Origin of the sequence: Streptomyces sp. NBC_01485 (assembly GCF_036227125.1) — a bacterium.
Lineage (GTDB): Bacteria > Actinomycetota > Actinomycetes > Streptomycetales > Streptomycetaceae > Streptomyces.
Map to the genome: position 1 here is coordinate 7,880,138 of NZ_CP109435.1, position 17,348 is coordinate 7,897,485.

15 protein-coding genes and 1 pseudogene are annotated in these 17,348 nt (G+C 73.4%); 12 read left to right on the forward strand and 4 right to left on the reverse strand.

The genetic code is table 11. The features are described from left to right. Positions 1-6: 6 nt before the first annotated feature. The 3 genes from OG352_RS34720 (at position 7) to OG352_RS34730 (ending at position 3,424) form a co-directional block, all read left to right on the forward strand. On the forward strand, positions 7-786 hold the full coding sequence (locus OG352_RS34720) for a hypothetical protein (RefSeq protein WP_329222405.1): 780 nt from the start codon (positions 7-9) through the stop codon (positions 784-786). A gap of 260 nt (positions 787-1,046) precedes the next feature. After that, on the forward strand, positions 1,047-2,294 hold the full coding sequence (locus OG352_RS34725; protein ID WP_329222406.1) for an aminotransferase class I/II-fold pyridoxal phosphate-dependent enzyme: 1,248 nt from the start codon (positions 1,047-1,049) through the stop codon (positions 2,292-2,294). After that, a complete protein-coding gene (locus OG352_RS34730) occupies positions 2,291-3,424 on the forward strand; it encodes an MBL fold metallo-hydrolase (protein WP_329222407.1) in 1,134 nt (377 codons plus the stop codon). The genes OG352_RS34725 and OG352_RS34730 overlap by 4 nt, the downstream gene beginning before the upstream one ends. A 69-nt stretch (positions 3,425-3,493) precedes the next feature. Here OG352_RS34730 and OG352_RS34735 read toward each other — a convergent pair whose 3' ends face one another. Together OG352_RS34735 and OG352_RS34740 are read right to left on the reverse strand one after the other, a co-directional pair. Then, a complete protein-coding gene (locus OG352_RS34735) occupies positions 3,494-4,126 on the reverse strand; it encodes a DedA family protein (RefSeq protein ID WP_329224069.1) in 633 nt (210 codons plus the stop codon). Between the two features lie 23 nt (positions 4,127-4,149). Continuing rightward, complete coding sequence (locus OG352_RS34740) at positions 4,150-4,923, reverse strand: MBL fold metallo-hydrolase (RefSeq protein WP_329222408.1); 774 nt, start codon at positions 4,921-4,923, stop codon at positions 4,150-4,152. A gap of 84 nt (positions 4,924-5,007) precedes the next feature. Between OG352_RS34740 and OG352_RS34745 the strand changes: the two genes are divergently transcribed. The 5 genes and pseudogenes from OG352_RS34745 (at position 5,008) to OG352_RS34765 (ending at position 9,943) form a co-directional block, all read left to right on the forward strand. Further along, entirely contained in the window at positions 5,008-5,418 is a 411-nt protein-coding gene (locus tag OG352_RS34745; RefSeq protein WP_329222409.1) for a hypothetical protein, read from the forward strand. 155 nt (positions 5,419-5,573) lie between these two features. Then, positions 5,574-7,769: a phage holin family protein gene (locus tag OG352_RS34750; protein ID WP_329222410.1), complete on the forward strand. Its 2,196-nt coding sequence runs from the start codon at positions 5,574-5,576 to the stop codon at positions 7,767-7,769. Between the two features lie 5 nt (positions 7,770-7,774). Next, positions 7,775-8,509, forward strand: a pseudogene (locus tag OG352_RS34755) (vWA domain-containing protein); the annotation flags it as partial. A gap of 72 nt (positions 8,510-8,581) precedes the next feature. Then, positions 8,582-9,010 (forward strand): OsmC family protein, encoded by a 429-nt coding sequence (locus OG352_RS34760; RefSeq protein ID WP_329222411.1) that lies wholly within the window; start codon positions 8,582-8,584, stop codon positions 9,008-9,010. 183 nt (positions 9,011-9,193) lie between these two features. Further along, entirely contained in the window at positions 9,194-9,943 is a 750-nt protein-coding gene (locus OG352_RS34765) for a glycerophosphodiester phosphodiesterase family protein (protein WP_329222413.1), read from the forward strand. Here OG352_RS34765 and OG352_RS34770 read toward each other — a convergent pair. Further along, a complete protein-coding gene (locus OG352_RS34770; RefSeq protein ID WP_329222415.1) occupies positions 9,937-10,800 on the reverse strand; it encodes a helix-turn-helix domain-containing protein in 864 nt (287 codons plus the stop codon). The two genes, OG352_RS34765 and OG352_RS34770, sit on opposite strands and share 7 nt — an antisense overlap. Before the next feature lie 119 nt (positions 10,801-10,919). Here OG352_RS34770 and OG352_RS34775 point away from each other — a divergent pair, with 119 nt between their 5' ends. From OG352_RS34775 to OG352_RS34790, 4 genes are all read left to right on the forward strand, one after another. Beyond that, the gene (locus OG352_RS34775) at positions 10,920-11,045 is read left to right on the forward strand and encodes a hypothetical protein (protein ID WP_443072424.1); all 126 of its coding nucleotides are present in this window, start codon (positions 10,920-10,922) and stop codon (positions 11,043-11,045) included. A 112-nt stretch (positions 11,046-11,157) separates the two neighbouring features. Then, entirely contained in the window at positions 11,158-11,463 is a 306-nt protein-coding gene (locus OG352_RS34780) for a 4a-hydroxytetrahydrobiopterin dehydratase (protein WP_329222417.1), read from the forward strand. 66 nt (positions 11,464-11,529) lie between these two features. Further along, positions 11,530-12,294: a class I SAM-dependent methyltransferase gene (locus tag OG352_RS34785; RefSeq protein WP_329222418.1), complete on the forward strand. Its 765-nt coding sequence runs from the start codon at positions 11,530-11,532 to the stop codon at positions 12,292-12,294. A 135-nt stretch (positions 12,295-12,429) separates the two neighbouring features. Then, complete coding sequence (locus OG352_RS34790) at positions 12,430-14,337, forward strand: rhamnogalacturonan lyase (RefSeq protein WP_329222419.1); 1,908 nt, start codon at positions 12,430-12,432, stop codon at positions 14,335-14,337. 63 nt (positions 14,338-14,400) lie between these two features. Here OG352_RS34790 and OG352_RS34795 read toward each other — a convergent pair whose 3' ends face one another. Next, the gene (locus OG352_RS34795; protein WP_329222420.1) at positions 14,401-17,082 is read right to left on the reverse strand and encodes a cellulose binding domain-containing protein; all 2,682 of its coding nucleotides are present in this window, start codon (positions 17,080-17,082) and stop codon (positions 14,401-14,403) included. Positions 17,083-17,348: the final 266 nt, after the last annotated feature.

Here is a 17,348-nt window from a genome sequence, read left to right on the forward strand (position 1 = left end):
CGCTCCATGGGTCGCACCGCCCATTTCCTGTCCGCTCTCGCCGTGGCCGGTGCCGTCCTGGCCGCCGTCGCTCCGGCCGCGTACGCGGACCCGGCGGCGGAGGTCAGCCCGGGCAGTGTCGCCCCGGGCGGCAGCGTCACCGTGTCCGTCACCTGCGGTCCCCTCGCCGCCGCCGTACCCGAGAGCCTCGACGCCACCTCGCAGGCCTTCGCCGACGGCACCGTCAAACTGAGCAAGGTCCCCGGCGACGACGACGCCCAGGCCGGGCCCGCCTATGAGGGCACCGCCGAGATCGCCCCCGCCGCCGATCTCGAGGTGAGCCCGCTCGCGGCCGGACCGGACGCCGCCTGGACCGTCGACGGCACCTGCCCGGCCGCGCCCGGCGCACCGGGCAAGCCGTGGAGCGCGACCCTGGACGTCGCGCGCGGCGAGACCCAGCCGTGCACCCCGGCGCCCGGCGGCCTGCCCGGCGTGCCCGTCGCGTCCTGCGCCACCGCCCGGCCGTGTCCGCAGCCCCAGGGCGCCGCCCCGACCCGCACCGACGCCTGCCGCACCGCCCCGCCGTGCGCCCGGCCCGTGCCCGTGCCCGAGCCGCAGCCCCGCGTCGCCGCGTCCCACGAGGCCGGCTGCGCCCCCGCCACCGTCGAGCACGGCGTCCAGGCCGGTGAAGGCGGCACCTTCACCGACTCCGTCCCCGCGCTCGTCGCCGGTGGCCTGCTGATCGCCGGCGCGCTCGGCGCCGCCGTCCACCGGCTGCGCCGCCGTGACCCGTCGGGGGACGCCTGACCCGGCCGCAGAGCCGGCCATGAGCGCGGGGTCCAGTGGGTACACGAACCACAGGGGCACGACCGGCCTCGTACGCGTACCCGGCCCCGCACGAGCGCCGAGCCCCTGACGAGACGTCCCGCACCCCACGCACCACCCGGCCCACGACGACGTCCGACGGCCGGCGGCAACGGCACAAGGCACCAGGCACGAGACCAGGCACGAGATCAGGGACGCGACCAGGGACGGCACCCGGGACGGACTGCGCGGAGGAGGACCCCATGCGGCGGACGGAACCGGAGGACCACGGGCCCGTCCGCTACGGTCCACCGCTTCCCCCGGACGGGCTGCCGGTGCTGCCCGAACTCGCCGCAGTGCTCGCCGAGGCCGCCGGCCGCGCCGACGGCGAGCCGGTCGGCGGCGGCCCCGCCCTCCTCGACGCCGCCGACGGCTACTGGGCCCGGCGCGGCATCCCCGCAGGCCCGGGGCGGCTCGTGGCCGGGCCCGGCGCCCCCGCCCTGCTGCTCGCGCTGACCGCCGCCCTCGGCGGCGACGTCCTGGTGCCCCGGCCCTGCGCGGCCTGGTGGGCGCCGTACGCGCGCCTGTTGGGAAGACCCTTCTTCCACGTCGCGACGCCCGCCGAGTGCGGGGGAGTGCCGGACCCGTACGCCCTGCTGGAGACCGTGCGCCGGGTGCGCGACGAGGGCGGCGACCCGCGGCTGCTCGTGCTGTCCGTCGCCGACGACCCCACCGCGACCGTCGCCCCGCCCGAGTTGGTGCACGAGGCGGTGGAGGCCGCCGCGGGAGAGGGCCTGCACCTGGTCAGCGACGAGACCTGGCGCGACACGGTGCACCCCCCGCAGGACACCGTGCCGGTCAGCCCGGCCGAGATGCTGCCCGAGCACGTCACCGTCGTCAGCGACCTGGCCGGCGCCCTGCTGCCCACCGGCTGGCCGGCGGCCGTCGCCCGCTTCCCGGCCTCGGCCGTCGGCGACGACCTGCACGCGCGCGTGCTCGACGTCCTCACCGCCCTCGGCGCGCGCGTGGCCGCACCGGTCGCCGCCGCGGCCGCGTACGCGCTGGCCGAGCCGGAGCCGGTCACCGCGCGCGTGGCCGCCGCCGTACGCCTGCACGCGCGCGTGGCGGACGCCGTGCACGCCGCCGTCGTCGCCGCGGGCGCCCTCGCCCTCCCGCCCCGGGCGGGCCGTCACCTGTACGTCGACCTCGGCCCGCTGCGCGGCGCGCTGTCCGCGCACGGCGTGGGCGACGCACAGGAACTGGAGGACTTCCTCTCCGCCCGGCTCGGCATGCCCGCGCCGGGCGGCCACCGCTTCGGCGACGAACTCGGGGCGCTGCGCGTCCGGCTGTCCACGGGCATGCTGCTCGACGGTACGGAGGCGCAGCGCAGGGAATGCCTCACGTCACCCGCGCCGTTGGAACTGCCACACGTGCAACGCGCGTTGGTGCTTTTGAGGTCGGTTTTCGACGATCTCCGTGACGACGCTCAGCGACGGGAGCCTCCTCGATGACGCAGCAGTCCGAGTCGACCACCACCAGCACGGTGACCACTCCTGGCATGGCGACGACTACCGGCATGGCGACCACTACCGGCATGGCGACCACCGTCGGTACGGTGACCACCAGGGACGCCGACGCCCCGGCCCGCCTGTCCCCGCTCGCGCCCCCCGTCCCGCCGCTCGCCGAACCCCGTCCGCCGGGGGAGCGGCGGGTGTGGCCGCGGACCTTCCACGACCGGCTGACCTCGCCGCTGCCCGGCCTCAAGGCCCTCGCCCGGTTCGCCCGCGAGGGCTCCGTGCGGCCCGGCAAAGAGGGCCTCGCCGACCTCCCCCGGCTTCCCTTCGAGCCCGCCCCACTGCCCCGCGTGGACGCCCGCACGATCGCCGTCACCTGGGCGGGACACGCCAGTTGGGTGGTGAGCGTCGGCGGTCTGACCGTCCTGACCGACCCGGTCTGGTCCCGCCGCATCATCGGCACCCCGGCCCGCATCACCCCCGTGGGCGTCCCCTGGGAGACGCTGCCGCCGATCGACGCCGTCGTCATCAGCCACAACCACTACGACCACCTGGACGCCCCCACGCTGCGCCGACTCCCGCGAGACACACCGGTGTTCGTGCCGGCCGGGCTCGGACGCTGGTTCCTGCGCCGCCGGTTCACCCACGTCACCGAGCTGGACTGGTGGGAGGCGGCCGAACTGTCCGGCGTCCGCTTCGACTTCGTGCCCTCCCACCACTGGTCCAAGCGCAGCCTGACGGACACCTGCCGTTCCCTCTGGGGCGGTTGGGTGCTCACCGCGCCCGACGGGCGGCGCGTCTACTTCGCCGGCGACACGGGCTACGGCCACTGGTTCTCCCACATCGGGCGGCGCCACCCCGGCATCGACCTGGCCCTGCTGCCCATCGGCGCCTACGACCCCCGCTGGTGGCTCAGCGACGTCCACTGCGACCCGGAGGAGGCGGTCCGCGCCGCCCTCGACCTCGGCGCGCGGCGCATGGCCCCGATGCACTGGGCGACGTTCGTGCTCTCCGCCGAGCCCGTCCTCGAACCCCTCACCCGGGTGCGCGCGGCCTGGGAGAAGTCGGGCCTGGACCGCGCGAACCTGTGGGACCTGCCGGTGGGCGGCTCCCGGGTGCTGGAGTAGCCGGAGCAGCCATTGCGGGAGTGGTGAGTGCCGGAGTAGCCGGTGCTGGAGTAGCCGGTGCTGGAGTGGCTAGGCGTCCTTCGGCTTCCGCAGGCGGCGCCACACGCTCGGGGCCGCGCTGATCACTACGGTCAGCGCGACCGCCGCGACCACGCCCTCCCAGGGCTCGGGGAACAGCGAGCCGCCGAGGATCCCGATCAACTGATAGGTCACCGCCCAGGCCAGACACGCCGGGAGGTTGCCCCGTACGAAGCGGCGCAGCGGCCAGTCCGCCATCAGACAGGCCAGCATCACCGGGATGCGGCCGGCCGGCACCAGCCGGGACAGCACCAGCACCGTCGTACCGTGGCCGGCGAGCTTCGCCTGCGCCTGTGCGAGCCGCTCCTCCGGCGCCCGCGAGCGGATCGCCTCCAGCCAGTGCGAGCCGTTCCTCGACCGCATCCCGCGCCGCCCCAGCCAGTACAGCGCCGTGTCCCCGCAGAACGCCGCCAGGGACGCCGTCACGAACACCAGCGCCAGCGCGAACGGCGCAGTCTGATGGAAGGCGACCACCGCCGCCGAACTCACCAGCGCCCCCGTCGGCACCACCGGCACCAGCGCCCCGATCAGCACCAGCAGGAACAGCGACGGATAGCCGAGGGCCTGCTGCGTGGACTCGGTCGGCACGGTCGTCACGGCAGGCGCCGCCGTCACGGTTGTCATGACCGCGGTGGCGAGCCACTCTCTCACCGCGCGGCTCCCACGCGCACGCTCTCCCCGTGCCCGAGCCGGTGCACCGTCACCCCCGGCGCACGCTCCGCCGCGAGGCGTACGAACTCCTCGCCGGGAGCATGGAATTCATGGGGGCGCACGGCGTCCATGCCGATCGGCCAGTACGTGCCGTAGTGCACCGGCACGGCGCTGCGCGGCGCCAGCCGGACCAGCGCCTCGGCCGCACGCCGCGCGTCCAGGTGCCCCTCGCCGAGATACGGCCCCCAGCCGCCCACCGGCAGCAACGCCACATCGACCGGCCCGACCTCCTTGGCCATCTCCTCGAACAGGCCGGTGTCCCCGGCGAAGTACGTCCGCGCCTCGCCCTCGACGACGTACCCGAGCGCGGGGGAGCGGTGCCGGCCGACCGGCAGCCGCCGCCCGTCGTGGCGCGCGGGCACGGCCCGTACCCGCAGGTTGCCGACGGCCGTCTCGTCGCCCGGCTCCATCTCGGTCAGCCGCAGATGCCGCAGGCGGCGCAGCCCGGGGACGGCGCGCGGCGCGCCCCGGGGCACCAGCAGGCGCGTGCCCGGCGTGAGGCGCGCCAGCGAGGGCAGATGCAGGTGGTCGGCGTGCAGGTGGGAGACGAGCGCCACGTCCGCGCGCCAGGCGCCGGGCGGGGGCAGCGCGCCCCGGCGGCGGCGCAGATGCGCGAGACGACGGGCGAACAGGGGATCGGTGATCACACGCACGTCCGAATCCTCGATCGTGCAGGTGGCGTGACCCCACCACGTGATCTCCACCGGCACCTCTTCGCCTCCTTCGCGCGCCTCCCCCGAAGCCTACGGGCAGGAGTAGGGTCGGCGGCGAAACCCGGAGGTGAGGGGGACGCCATGGGACCGGTGCGGGTCATGCGGGTCACGGCGATCGCGAGTCTGACGCCGCTGGAGGAACTGGACGCCGATCCCTTCCTGGTGGACTCCCGCAGCCAGCACGCGATGTGCGCGCGGTGGGCCGCGGAGCGCGGGTACGTCGTCAGCCGGGAACTGCTGGTGCGCGGGTTGCGCGCCGACCACGGCGTGCTGTGGGACGGCGTCCGGCCCGGCGTCGACCTGTTCGTCGCCCCGAGCCGCCGGGTACTGGAGAGCGCGCTGTCGTCCGTGGACGAGTTCTCCGAGGAGTGCGCGCGACGCGGGGTCCGGGTGGAGACGGTCGGCACCGCCGAGCCCGCCTACGACGCCCAGATGAAGGCCCGGGTCCACCGAAGGCTGTCCATGCCGACGGCGGGTTACGACGGGCGGTAGGCGGTAGGCGGTGAGTGAGGGGCGACTGTCGGCAATCGACGGGCGACTGTAGACAGTCGACGGGCGATAGTCGACGGGTGCCTCGTACCGGGGTGTGACAGGGTGGAAGGCGGCCCCCCGTGGGCGTCGGGGCCGGAACGCGAGGTGTGCGGGGCGTGCGTGGGGTGCGGTGGCGGCGGGCCGTCAGCCAGGCCGGGCGGAGCGTCGCGGTCTGGGGTGTCTCCACGCTCACGATGCTGGTGCTCGCGGGGATCCTGCCGGACTTCCGGCTGCAGTCCGCCGACGGCGACAGCGCCACCACCATCGCCGTGACCGCGGCCGTCGGCGCCGGTGTGTTCGGTGTGCTGTCGGCCCTGGTCTGGCCACTGCTGGTGCGCCTCCTCCTGCTCGTACCGGCGCTCGTCCTGGGCCTGCTGGTGTTCTTCCTCAACGGCTCGCTGCTGCTGCTCGCCCTGCGGCTGAACCCCTCCGGGCAGAGCGAGGCGGCCCCCGAGACCGCCGTCATCGTCGCCGCCGTGATGTCCGCCGTCGCCTCCGCGACGGGCGGCGCCCTGGCCGTGCGCGACGACGACGCCTACCGCCGCCGCCTGTACCGCCTCGCCGACCGCCGCCGAAGAGGCGGCCCCGCCTGCCCCGCCACGCCCGGCACCGTCTTCCTCCAACTCGACGGCGTCGGCCACGACGTGCTGGCGCAGGCCGTGTGTAAGGGACTGATGCCGACCGTCGCCCGCTGGCTCGGCGACGGCGACGGCGGCGACGGAGACGGAGACGGAGACGGCGAGGGAACCGGAGGCGGCGACGGAACCAGAACCCAAGGCAGCCACAGCCCCACCCACCGACCCACCCACCGCCTCACCCCCTGGCGCACCGACTGGTCCAGCCAGACCGGCGCCAGCCAGCTCGGCATCCTGCACGGCAGCAACCACGACGTGCCCGCCTTCCGCTGGTACGAGAAGGACAGCGGGGAGGTGATGGTCTGCAACCGTCCCACCAGCGCCGCCGAACTCCAGCGCCGCGCCGTCCAACGCACCGGCGACGGCGGGCTGTTGTCCGCCGACGGCGCCAGCCGCGGCAACCTCTTCAGCGGCGGCGCCGACGAACAGGCGCTCGTGCTGTCCATCGCCGCCCGTCGGCGCAGCCGGGAGACCCGCTCCCGGTCCGGCTACTTCGCCTACTTCTCCGACCCGGCCAACGCCGTACGCACCGCGCTGTCCTTCGTCGCCGAAGTGGTCCGCGAGATCGCCCAGTCCACCCGCGCCCGGCTGCGCGAGGAACGCCCGCGCGTCGGACGCGGCGGCCTCTACCCGTTCGTCCGCGCCTTCGCGACCGTCGTCGAACGGGACGTCGTCGTGGCCGCCGTGACGGGCGACCTGCTCGCCGGACGCACCGCCGTCTACGCCGACCTGGTGGCCTACGACGAGGTCGCGCACCACTCCGGGCCGCTCGGCCGGGACACCGAGCAGGTCCTCGGCCGCCTCGACCGGGCGCTCGCGCTGATCGAGAACGTCGCCGAGCACGCGCCCCGCCCGTACCGGATCGTCGTCCTGTCCGACCACGGCCAGAGCCCCGGCGAAACGTTCCGCGCCCGCTACGGCCTCACCCTCGGCGACCTGGTGCGGGCCGGCAGCGGGCTGCCCGTGCCGCGCAGGGCGGTGGGGGTCCCCCCAGGCTTTAGGCACTGGGGGAGTACCCACAGCGGCGCCGAGGCCCGCGCGGCCGTCCGCGCGGCGCTGCGCCGGCCCGTGGAGGAGGGCGGCGAACACCACCGGCCGTCCGGCCGCCGCTCGGAGCCGGAGCCGATCGTGCTGGCCTCGGGGAACCTGGGGCTGATCTCCTTCCCGGACGTGCCGCACCGGATGAGCAAGGAGGAGATCGACGCCCGCCACCCGGCCCTGCTGACCACCCTCGCGAACCACCCCGGCATCGGCTTCCTCCTGGTGCGCAGCGAGGAGCACGGCGGGGTCGTCCTCGGCGCGTCCGGCGCGGAGCTGCCGCTCGGCCAACTCGACGCGGAGCCCGGCCCGTTGGCCGCCTTCGGGCCCGGCGCGGCCGACGCCGTGCGCCGTACCCACTCCTTCCCGCACACCGCCGACATCATGGTCAACTCCTTCCACGACCCGGCCGACGGCGAGGTGCTCTGCTTCGAGGAGCAGATCGGCTCCCACGGCGGCCTCGGCGGCGCCCAGGCCAGAGCGTTCCTGCTGTCCCCGCTCGCCCTGTCCGCACCCGTCGGGAACGACGAGATCCTGTCCGGCGCGGAACACGTGCACCGCGTCCTGCGCCGCTGGCTGCGCGAGTCGAACGGACCCCAAGTGCCCCTGGACACGGCCCCGGAAGAGCGCGCCGCCTGACCTGAGTTCTCGGCTGCGCCACAGGAAAACCAGGCGACTACGTCGACCTCGACGGTTTCTACCGCCGCGGCCTCGCCCAGGGCTTCGACCTGCACCAGCGGCAGGAACGCGGCTTCCTGCCCGGCGGGTTGGTCGAGGAGATCCGCGCGCTGAGCCACCCGCCGCTGCCCTGGGACGCCCAACTGGCGTGCTGGTTCGACGAGTTCGTACCGCGACCGGCGCCGCTGCGGACGTACGCCCGGCCCGCGCGCCGCCAGGCCTCCACCCCGGACATCCAGCGCGCCGGCCGCTGGTTCCCGCCGGGGAGATCGCCCTCCCCCACGCTCGGCTTCGCTCGCGCGGGGGGACCCCTAACTTTCGGCGTAGTCCTGGACACCTCCGGATCGATGGACCCCACCCTCCTCGGCAAGGCGCTCGGCGCGATCGCCTCGTACGCCGAGGCCCGTGACGTCCCGGCCGCCCGGGTGGTGTTCTGCGACGCCGCCCCGCACGACGCGGGCTACCTGCCGGTCACCGAGATCGCCGGCCGGGTCCGCGTCCACGGGCGCGGCGGTACGGTCCTGCAGCCCGGCGTCGACCTGCTGCACCGCGCCGACGACTTCCCGCCCGGCGCGCCGCTCCTGATCATCACCGACGGCTGGTGCGACGTCCTGCGGGTGCGGCGCGAGCACGCCTACCTGATCCCGCAGGGCCGTCAGTTGCCGTTCACCGCGCGGGGGCCGGTGTTCCGGGTGCGGTGAGGCGGAGTGTGATCGGATGGGGGCAGGGGACCCGGAACGGGCCCGCACAGTCTTCATGCGAAAGGAAGAAACGTGGCCACCACGCGCTCCGCACACACCGTCTGGGAAGGCAGCCTGATCGAGGGCAACGGTGTCGTGTCCTTCGACTCCTCCGGCGCCATCGCCCAGCAGCCCGTGACCTGGGCCGCCCGTACCCAGGAGGCGAACGGAAAGACCAGCCCCGAGGAGCTGATCGCGGCCGCCCACTCCAGCTGCTTCTCCATGGCCTTCTCGCACGCCCTCGCCGGCGCGGGCACCCCGCCCACCAAGCTCGTCACCTCGGCCGACGTCACCTTCCAGCCGGGCGAGGGCATCACCGGCATCCACCTGACGGTGGAGGGCACCGTGCCCGGCCTCGACGAGGACGCCTTCCTCGCCGCCGCCGAACAGGCCAAGGTCAACTGCCCCGTCAGCCAGGCCCTCAAGGCCGTACCGATCACCCTGTCGGCCAAACTCGCCTGAACCGACCGCGACAAGGGGTGCGGGGCGCAGGGTGCGGGGCGAGGAAGCCGGCACGAAGCCCCGCACCCTTGACGCTGTCCGGGCCGACCGGTCGCCCCGGAACTCCTGCTGTCCGCACCCTCGTCGCAGTCGCTGTCGCCGCCCCGTACCCCGTACCCGCCCGCCGTCCGGGAGCTGAGCACCGTGCCACCCCGCCCCGCCGTCTCCGCCCACCGCGGCGGCGCCGAGCGCTTCGACGCCGCGACCCGGGAGGCGTACGAGGACGCGCTCGCCTCCGGTGCCGAGTACGTCGAGTTCGACGTCCGGCGGACCGTCGACGGCGTGTTCGTCGTCCACCATGACGCCCGGGTCGGCGGCGGCGGACCGCCGCTCTCCCGGCTCACGTACGCCGAGCTGTGCGGACGCGCCGGGTACGCCGTCCCTGTCGTCGAGGACGTGATGACGCTGGTCGCCGGGAGACTCGTCGGCCACCTGGACCTGAAGGAGACCGGTTACGAGCGGGAGATCGTCGACCGGGCGATCACCCTGCTCGGCCGGGACGGGTTCGTCGCCACCTCTCTGGAGGACGTCTCCGTCGCCGCGATCACCCGGGCCTTCCCCGGCGTGCGCACGGCCCTGTCGCTGGGGCGCGACCGCAAGGAGGTGGGGCCCGCACGGCTCGCGGGCACCCGGGCGAGTGAACTGTTCCCGATGCGGCGGCTGCGTGCCTGCGGGGCACACGGGGTGGCCGTGCACCAGCGGCTCGCCCGCGCCACCGTGCTGCGCCGGGCGGCCGCGCACCGGCTCTTCATCATGGTCTGGACGGTCAACGACGACCCCGGCCTGCGGACGTTCCTCGCCGACCCCCGGGTGGACGTACTCGTCACGGACCGGCCGAGGCGCGCGGTGGAGCTGCGCGGCGACCCGCACCGGACCCCGCCGCTCCCTCAGTAGCTCGCGCGGACGTCCCGCAGGATCTCCTTGGTGCGCTGCGCGCACGCGGCGTGCGTCGTCATGTGGTCGAGGACCTCCAGGTGCGCGGAGACCTCCTTGCGGTCGTCGAGGTACAGAGCGCCGGTCAGGTACTCGGTGACGACCATGTCGGGCAGTTCGGGCTCGGCGAACCGGAACAGCGAGAACGGCGCGGACGTCCCCGGATGCGGACCGGCCGCGAACTCGGCGACCTGCAGGGTGATCCGGTCGCGCTCGGCGAACTCCACGAGCCTGTCGAGCTGTTGGGCCATCACGGCCGCGTCCACACTCACCGGGCGGCGCAGCACCGTCTCGTCCATCACCACCCACAGATGGGGCGGGTCGGCGCCCGCCAGCAGCCGCTGGCGCGCCATGCGCAGCGACACGTGCCGCTCGGTCGACTCCGGGGTCGTGCGCCCGACCGTCCCGGCCTCCAGCACGGCGCGCGCGTAGTCCTCGGTCTGCAGCAGCCCGGGCACGAAGTGCGGCTCGTACGAGCGGATCAGCCGGGCCGCGCCCTCCAGGCTCACGTACAGGCTGAACCACTCGGGCAGCACGTCGTGGAACCGCTGCCACCAGCCGGGCCGGTTCGCCTCCTCGGTGAGCGAGACGAACGCCTCGGCCTCGTCCTCGGGCACGCCGTACGTCTCCAGCAGCACCTGCACGTACGGGACCTTCAACGCGACGTCGGCCGTCTCCATGCGCCGTACGGTCGCGGGGGCCACGCGCAGCGCGCGGGCAGCCTCCTCACGGCCGAGACCGGCCGCCTCACGCAACTCCTGCAGCCGCCTGCCCAGAACCACCTGACCCACGGTGGGCGCGGGCCGTCGTTCACTCACGCCACGTCTCCCCTACGTGTCAAACACGCGGGCCAGTGTGCCACGTCCCGGCCCGATCTCACCGGAACGGACTCGAACATCTATCTGAGTCTGTCATGTGACGTGCGAACCGGTGCGAGGTGAACATCCTGGGCGCCCGGCACGGCGACGTCGCGCTGCCGCTGGAGTGGCTGGAGCAGGTGGAGGGCCGGGCCGCGGTCGCCGCGCTGGCGGACGACCTGGCCGCGGAAGCGGCCCGCGACTGACTGACCAGGCAGAACCCTCCTGACCAGGGCTGTCATGGCCGTCCTGTGGCACGCTGGACAGGTACGCGACACCGAGGAGCACCCCCGGAGTACCCAGGAAGGGAGCGGGACCATGGCCGTCGAAGCGCTGTCGCAGAAGGAGATCGAGGAGCGTCTGTCGGAGCTGCCCGGCTGGTCCCTGGACGACGGCCGCCTGACCCGCACCTACCGCCTCGACTCCCACTTCGCCGCGACCTCCCTGGTCATCCATGTCGCGCAGATCCAGGAGGAGCTCAACCACCACTCGGAGCTCACCCTCGGCTACAACACGGTCACCCTCGCCGTGAACACCCACAGCGCGGGCGACGCCGTCACCGACCTCGACGCCCAACTCGCCCGCCGGGTGGAGGCGGTGGCACCGGCCCACGGAGCGCACTGACCCGCCGTACCACGGGTAGGGGTTAGGGGTACGGACACGGCGGCGACAGGGCGGGGAGCGCGGGGCGTGCTGGACTACGACAAGGAAGCCGAACGCTACGACGTCCTGCGCGGCGGCGAACCCAGGGCGGCCGCCGCAGCGGAGGGCGTCCTCGGCCTCGTACCGGCACAGGCGCGCAGCCTGCTGGACGTGGCCTGCGGCACGGGCATGGTCACCCGGCGTCTCGCGGCCGGCCGGGACGGGCTGCGGGTGACGGGCGTGGACCGGGAGCCCGCGATGGCCCGGCACGCCACCGCCCGGCTGCCGGGCGCGGTCGTCCTCGCCGACGGCCGCCGACTCCCCTTCCGCAGCGGGGAGTTCGACGCCGTCAGCAGCGTGTGGCTGCTGCATCTCGTGGAGGACCCGGTGGACGCGCGGCGGATCGTCTCCGAGTGCGCCCGGGTGCTGCGGCCCGGTGGGGTGTACGTCACCACGGTCGACAAGGGCGCTTCCCACAACGTGGGCAGCGACATCGACGCCGTCATGGCCTCCCGCCCGCGCCGGCCGGCCTCCGACACCGCCGCGCTCGTGGAGTCGTACGCCGTCGCATGCGGCCTGATTCCGGCCGGGCAGGCCCGCTTCCCCGGCCGGGGGCTGGGCCGCAGCCCGCGCCGGGCCGTCGCCGACCTGCGGCGCGGCTGGTTCATCACCCTGCCGCCCGGACACCCCCTGGCCGACGGCTTCGCCGCCCGCCTCGCCGCCCTGCCCGACCAGGACCGCCCCCGCCCCGAACCCACGTTCACCCTGCGGGCGTTCCGGAAACCGGCTCCGGGTTCGTTGCCGGACGCGTGAAGTCCATGACGTCACCTGGAAATCCCCGCGCTCTTCGGTGAATCCGCCGAACTGGCCGAAAGGTACGGCAACGTGGCCGAACCCCGTGGCGACTGACGGTACGGAACCCGTCCGTCCTCTCTGGAGGTTCGTCCCGTGCAGCACCCGCGCAAGCACCGCAGACGCCGAGCCGTCCTCTCGGCGGTGACAGCGGCGGCGGCCCTCGTCGCCGCCGGGCTGACCACCCTCGCCACCGGCACTTCCCCCACTCTCGAACTCACTCGCGCGGGAGGGGCCCCCATGGCCGCCACGGCCCGCCAGGTCGAGGCCCTCGACCGGGGTGTCGTCAGCGTGCACACCGACAGCGGCAACCTGGTCAGCTGGCGCTGGCTCGGCACCGACCCCGACAGCGTCTCCTTCAACGTCTACCGCGCCGGTACGAAGGTCAACTCGGCCCCGGTCACCGGCTCCACGAACTACTTCCACTCCGGCGCCCCCGCCCAGGCCGACTACACCATCCGGGCCATCGTGGGCGGCGTCGAACAGGCCGACTCCGTCCACGCGATCCAGTTCCGCACGGGCTACAAGGACGTCCCCGTCACCCCGCCGTCCGGCGGCACGACCCCCGACGGCGTCGCCTACACCTACGAGGCCAACGACGCCTCCGTCGGCGACCTGGACGGCGACGGCGCCCTGGACATCGTCCTGAAGTGGCAGCCGACGAACGCCAAGGACAACTCCCAGTCCGGGTACACCGGCAACACGATCGTCGACGGTGTCGAACTCGACGGCACCCGCCTGTGGCGCGTCGACCTGGGCCGCAACATCCGCTCCGGCGCCCACTACACGCAGTTCCAGGTGTACGACTACGACGGCGACGGCGAGGCCGAGGTCGCCATGAAGACGGCCGACGCCACGGTGGACGGCGCGGGCACGGTCATCGGCAACTCGTCGGCGGACTACCGGAATTCGAGCGGCTACGTGCTGTCCGGACCCGAGTACCTGACCATGTTCAACGGCCGGACCGGCAGGGCGATGCAGTCCGTCGACTACGTCCCGGCCCGCGGCACGGTCTCGTCCTGGGGCGACTCCTACGGCAATCGCGTCGACCGATTCCTCGCAGCCACCGCCTACTTGGACGGCAGCCGCCCCTCCCTGATCATGGCGCGCGGCTACTACACGCGTACCGTGATCGCCGCCTGGGACTGGCGAGGCGGCGCCTTCACCCGCCGCTGGACCTTCGACACCGCCTCCTCCACCAACACCGGCAAGGGCTACGACGGCCAGGGCTCGCACAGCCTCTCCGTCGGGGACGTCGACGCCGACGGCAAGGACGAGATCGTCTACGGTGCGATGGCGGTCGACGACAACGGAAGCGGCCTGTGGACGACGAAGACCGGCCACGGCGACGCCCAGCACCTCGGCGACCTCGACCCCTCCCACGCGGGCCTGGAGTACTTCAAGGTCTCGGAGTCCAGCGGCCAGCCGGCCGAGCTGTACATCAACCCGTCGAACGGCACGGTGAACTGGCAGCTCGCCGCCTGCTGCGACAACGGCCGCGGTGTCGCCGCCGACATCTGGGCGGGCAACGACGGAGCCGAGGTCTGGTCCGCCTCCGACTCCGCCATCCGCGACGAGGCGGGCGCGACGAAGGGCCGGGAACCGTCCTCCGTCAACTTCCTGTCCTGGTGGGACGGCGACACCACCCGCGAACTCCTCGACGGCACGCACATCGACAAGTACGGCACGTCCTCGGACACCCGCCTGCTGACCGGCTCGGGCGTCCACTCCAACAACAGCACCAAGGCGACCCCGTCCCTGTCCGGCGACATCCTCGGCGACTGGCGCGAGGAGGTCGTCTGGCCGACGAGCGACAACACGGCGCTGCGCATCTACTCGACGCCGCACGAGACGACGACGAGGATCACGACCCTCCTCCACGACCCGATGTACCGCACGGCGCTGGCCTGGCAGAACACCGCCTACAACCAGCCCCCGCACCCGAGCTTCTTCATCGGCAACGGGATGCCGACGGCACCTCGGCCGGCGGTGTACACGCCCTGAGCGAGAAGGGGTGCGCGTCCCCTGGGGCGGCGCGCACCCACCGTCCTCAACTCACCGTGCGGCTCACCCCAACGAGCAGCTCTGGTCGCCGAGTTGGAATGCCGTCGGCTTCGGGTTGGTGCCCGACCAACCGCCCGTGAAGCCGAAGCTGACGGACGAGCCGGCCGCCACGTCGGCGTTCCAGCCGATGTTCTTCGCCGTCACCGTCGAACCCGACTGGGTGTAGTCGGCGTTCCACAGTTGGGACACGGTCTGGCCGCCCGGGAAGGCCCAGTTGAGACTCCAGCCGGACCAGGCGCTCGCACCCGTGTTGGCCAGCCTGACGTCCGCCTGGAATCCGCCCGACCACTGGTTGGTGATCGTGTACGTCACCGCGCAGGCGCCCGTCGGGGTAGGTGTGGGGGAGGGCGTGGGATCCGTACCTCCGTCGCCTCCCCCGCTTCCGCCGCCGGTGTCGGACGTGTCGCCGTAGACGACACCCCGGCCGTTCGTCGACACGTACACCCGCCCGTAGACGCGTGGGTCGCCCGTGATCGCGCCGCCCGTCCAACCCCACTGGTGGGCATCGTCGTTGACGCGCGTCCAGGTCGCGCCCTTGTCCGTCGAGCGGAAGATGCCGCGGACACCGGCGATCTTCGCGCTGGTGTACAGGGTCTGGTACGACGCTCCCGTCGCCGCCTTGCCGAAGCCGATCGTGTCGGCCTGTTCGACGGTCGACAGCTTGGTGAAGCTCGCGCCGGAGTCGGTGGAGTGCCACAGCCCGTACGCCCCGTCACTCGCCCCACCCGCCAGCCAGACATCGCCCCTGCCGCCGGGCAGCGCCTTGAAGCGCACGCTGTCCCCGCCGGGCAGACCGGTCGCCGCCGACCCGGTGAAGGTGGCGCCGCCGTCCGAACTGACGTAGAACGTGCCCGACTTGAAGCCGTAGAACGTCTTCGGGTCGACCCGGTCCGACTCGACGACCGCACCGGCCGGGATCCCGCTCGACGCCGACCACGACGTACCGAAGCCGGTCGCGTACTGCACGCCGGTGCCCGCCGGGCTCCACACGAAGCGGCTGCCGTCCGCCGCCGCGGCGACCGTTCCGCCACCGCTGACCCCCGAAGGGTCCGTCCCCGCGAACCAGTTGGCGCCGTTGTCCGTGGAGAACGCCACATGCGGGCCGGAGTCCAGGTTGCCGACGCGGACCACCGTGTTCGGGTTCGTCTCGGCGTAGTCCAGGCTGGTCGTCGACGTGAAGTTCGGCGAGGTGAACATCATCGACGGCACCTTCGTCAGGTCCGTGTGGCGGAAGCCGCCGACGTCGCCCAGCGCGCTGAGCAGCGGTGCGCCGGTCGGGGGAGAGGCGAGATCGTTGACCGCCGTCTCCTCCAGCCCCTGCACCATCGGCTTGATCGTGAACTGCCCGCCGCTGTCCCAGTTCCCCAGGTTCTCCGTGCCGTAGACCGTCGCGCCCGTCCCGTACAGCATGCGGCCGGAGTTGAACGGGTCGATCTCCAACGCCTCGGTCATCCAGCCGAGTTTGGGCGCCTGTTCCGGCGGCGACGGATTGGCGCCAAAGGTCAGCCACGGCGCCGAGGAGACGTCCATCGTGTACCGGTTCGCACGGGTGGGATACGAGGTGTAGTCCCACGCCTTCGTCCAGGTGCCGCCGCTGTCCGTCGAGCGGAAGATCTGTGTGTCCGGCCACCAGGAACTGTAGGCGGTGGCCATGACCGTGCCGGGCTTCTGCCGGTCGATGGTCAGCCCGCTGAAGCCGTAGTACGTGTCGGCCTCCGCCACCGGACTGACGTCCGTCCAGGTTCCGGTCGCCGTCGCGTACCGCCACAGCCGGCCCTTGCCGCCGTCGTACGGGCCGCCCTTGTCGCTGTATGCGATGTACAGATAGCCGTTGACGGTATCCAGTACACCCTTGTGCGCCAGATATCCCGTCGGCTGCCCGGCCAGCCGCGTCCAGGTCGCGCCCGCGTCCGTCGAGCGGTACACCGCGTCGTCCTTGTCCGCGACCCCGACGTAGAGCGTCTTCGTCGCGCTGGCGGACGTCCCCGTGGACTCGTCGAACGTGACCCAGACGATGCCCTGGTTGTCGGAGGCGTAGCCGCTCGTGTCGGCCGGATCCTGCTGGTAGTCGCCGACGTTGGGGAAGTTCGTCACCTGCGACCAGGTGACACCGGAGTCCGTGGACCGCCACAGCCCCTTCCCGCTCGGCGCGCCCAGATACAGCACGCTGTTGCGGTTCGGGTCGACCGCGAGGCGCTCGCCCATGCCCCGGCCCGGCATGTTGCCGCCCAGCTTGAACGGCAGGTCCGTCTTCCGCCAGCTTCCGCCCCGGTCGGCGGAGCGCAGCACGGCCCCGTCGCCCGGGTCCCAACTGTTGGTGTACGTGCCGACCGCCGCGTACACCCTGTCCGGGTCGACGGCGTCGGAGGCCAGGCTCACCACGCCCGTGTGCCCCCAGTCCGCCCAGCCGACCGAGTCCAGCAACGGCGTCCACGTCCTGCTCGACTCCTGCCAGCGGTACGCGCCGCCGATGTCGGTGCGCGCGTAGGCGAGGTTCTTCTCCTTGCGGTTGAAGACGATGCCGGGCACGAAGCCGCCGCCGTCGATCCGGGCGTTCTTCCAGGTGTACGACTCTGCGGCGAGGGCCGCTCGCGGGCTGCCGTTCGCGGCCAGCACGGGCGGGCTGCCCGCGATCAGACCGGCGGCGAGCGCCAGTACGGCCGTGAGGATGCCGGTTCTTCGCACGGTGGGGGTCCTTCCTCGCGAAGCCATGTGGGAGGAAAACGGTGCGGGAGGAGATCGGTGCGGGAGGAGATCGGTGGGGGGACGTGCGACTGCCGGGCGGCCCCCTGTGCGGGTGGGGGCCGCCCGGCCCGGGCCCCGCCGTCAGGTGACGGGACCACGTACGCGAAACCTTCGAGCGCCTTTGTGGAAGGCGGTGCCGCCCCGCGCCCTGAGTCCCGAAGGGGCGATCAGGGGCGCGGGGAACGGCGCGACCAGCCACAGCCGGC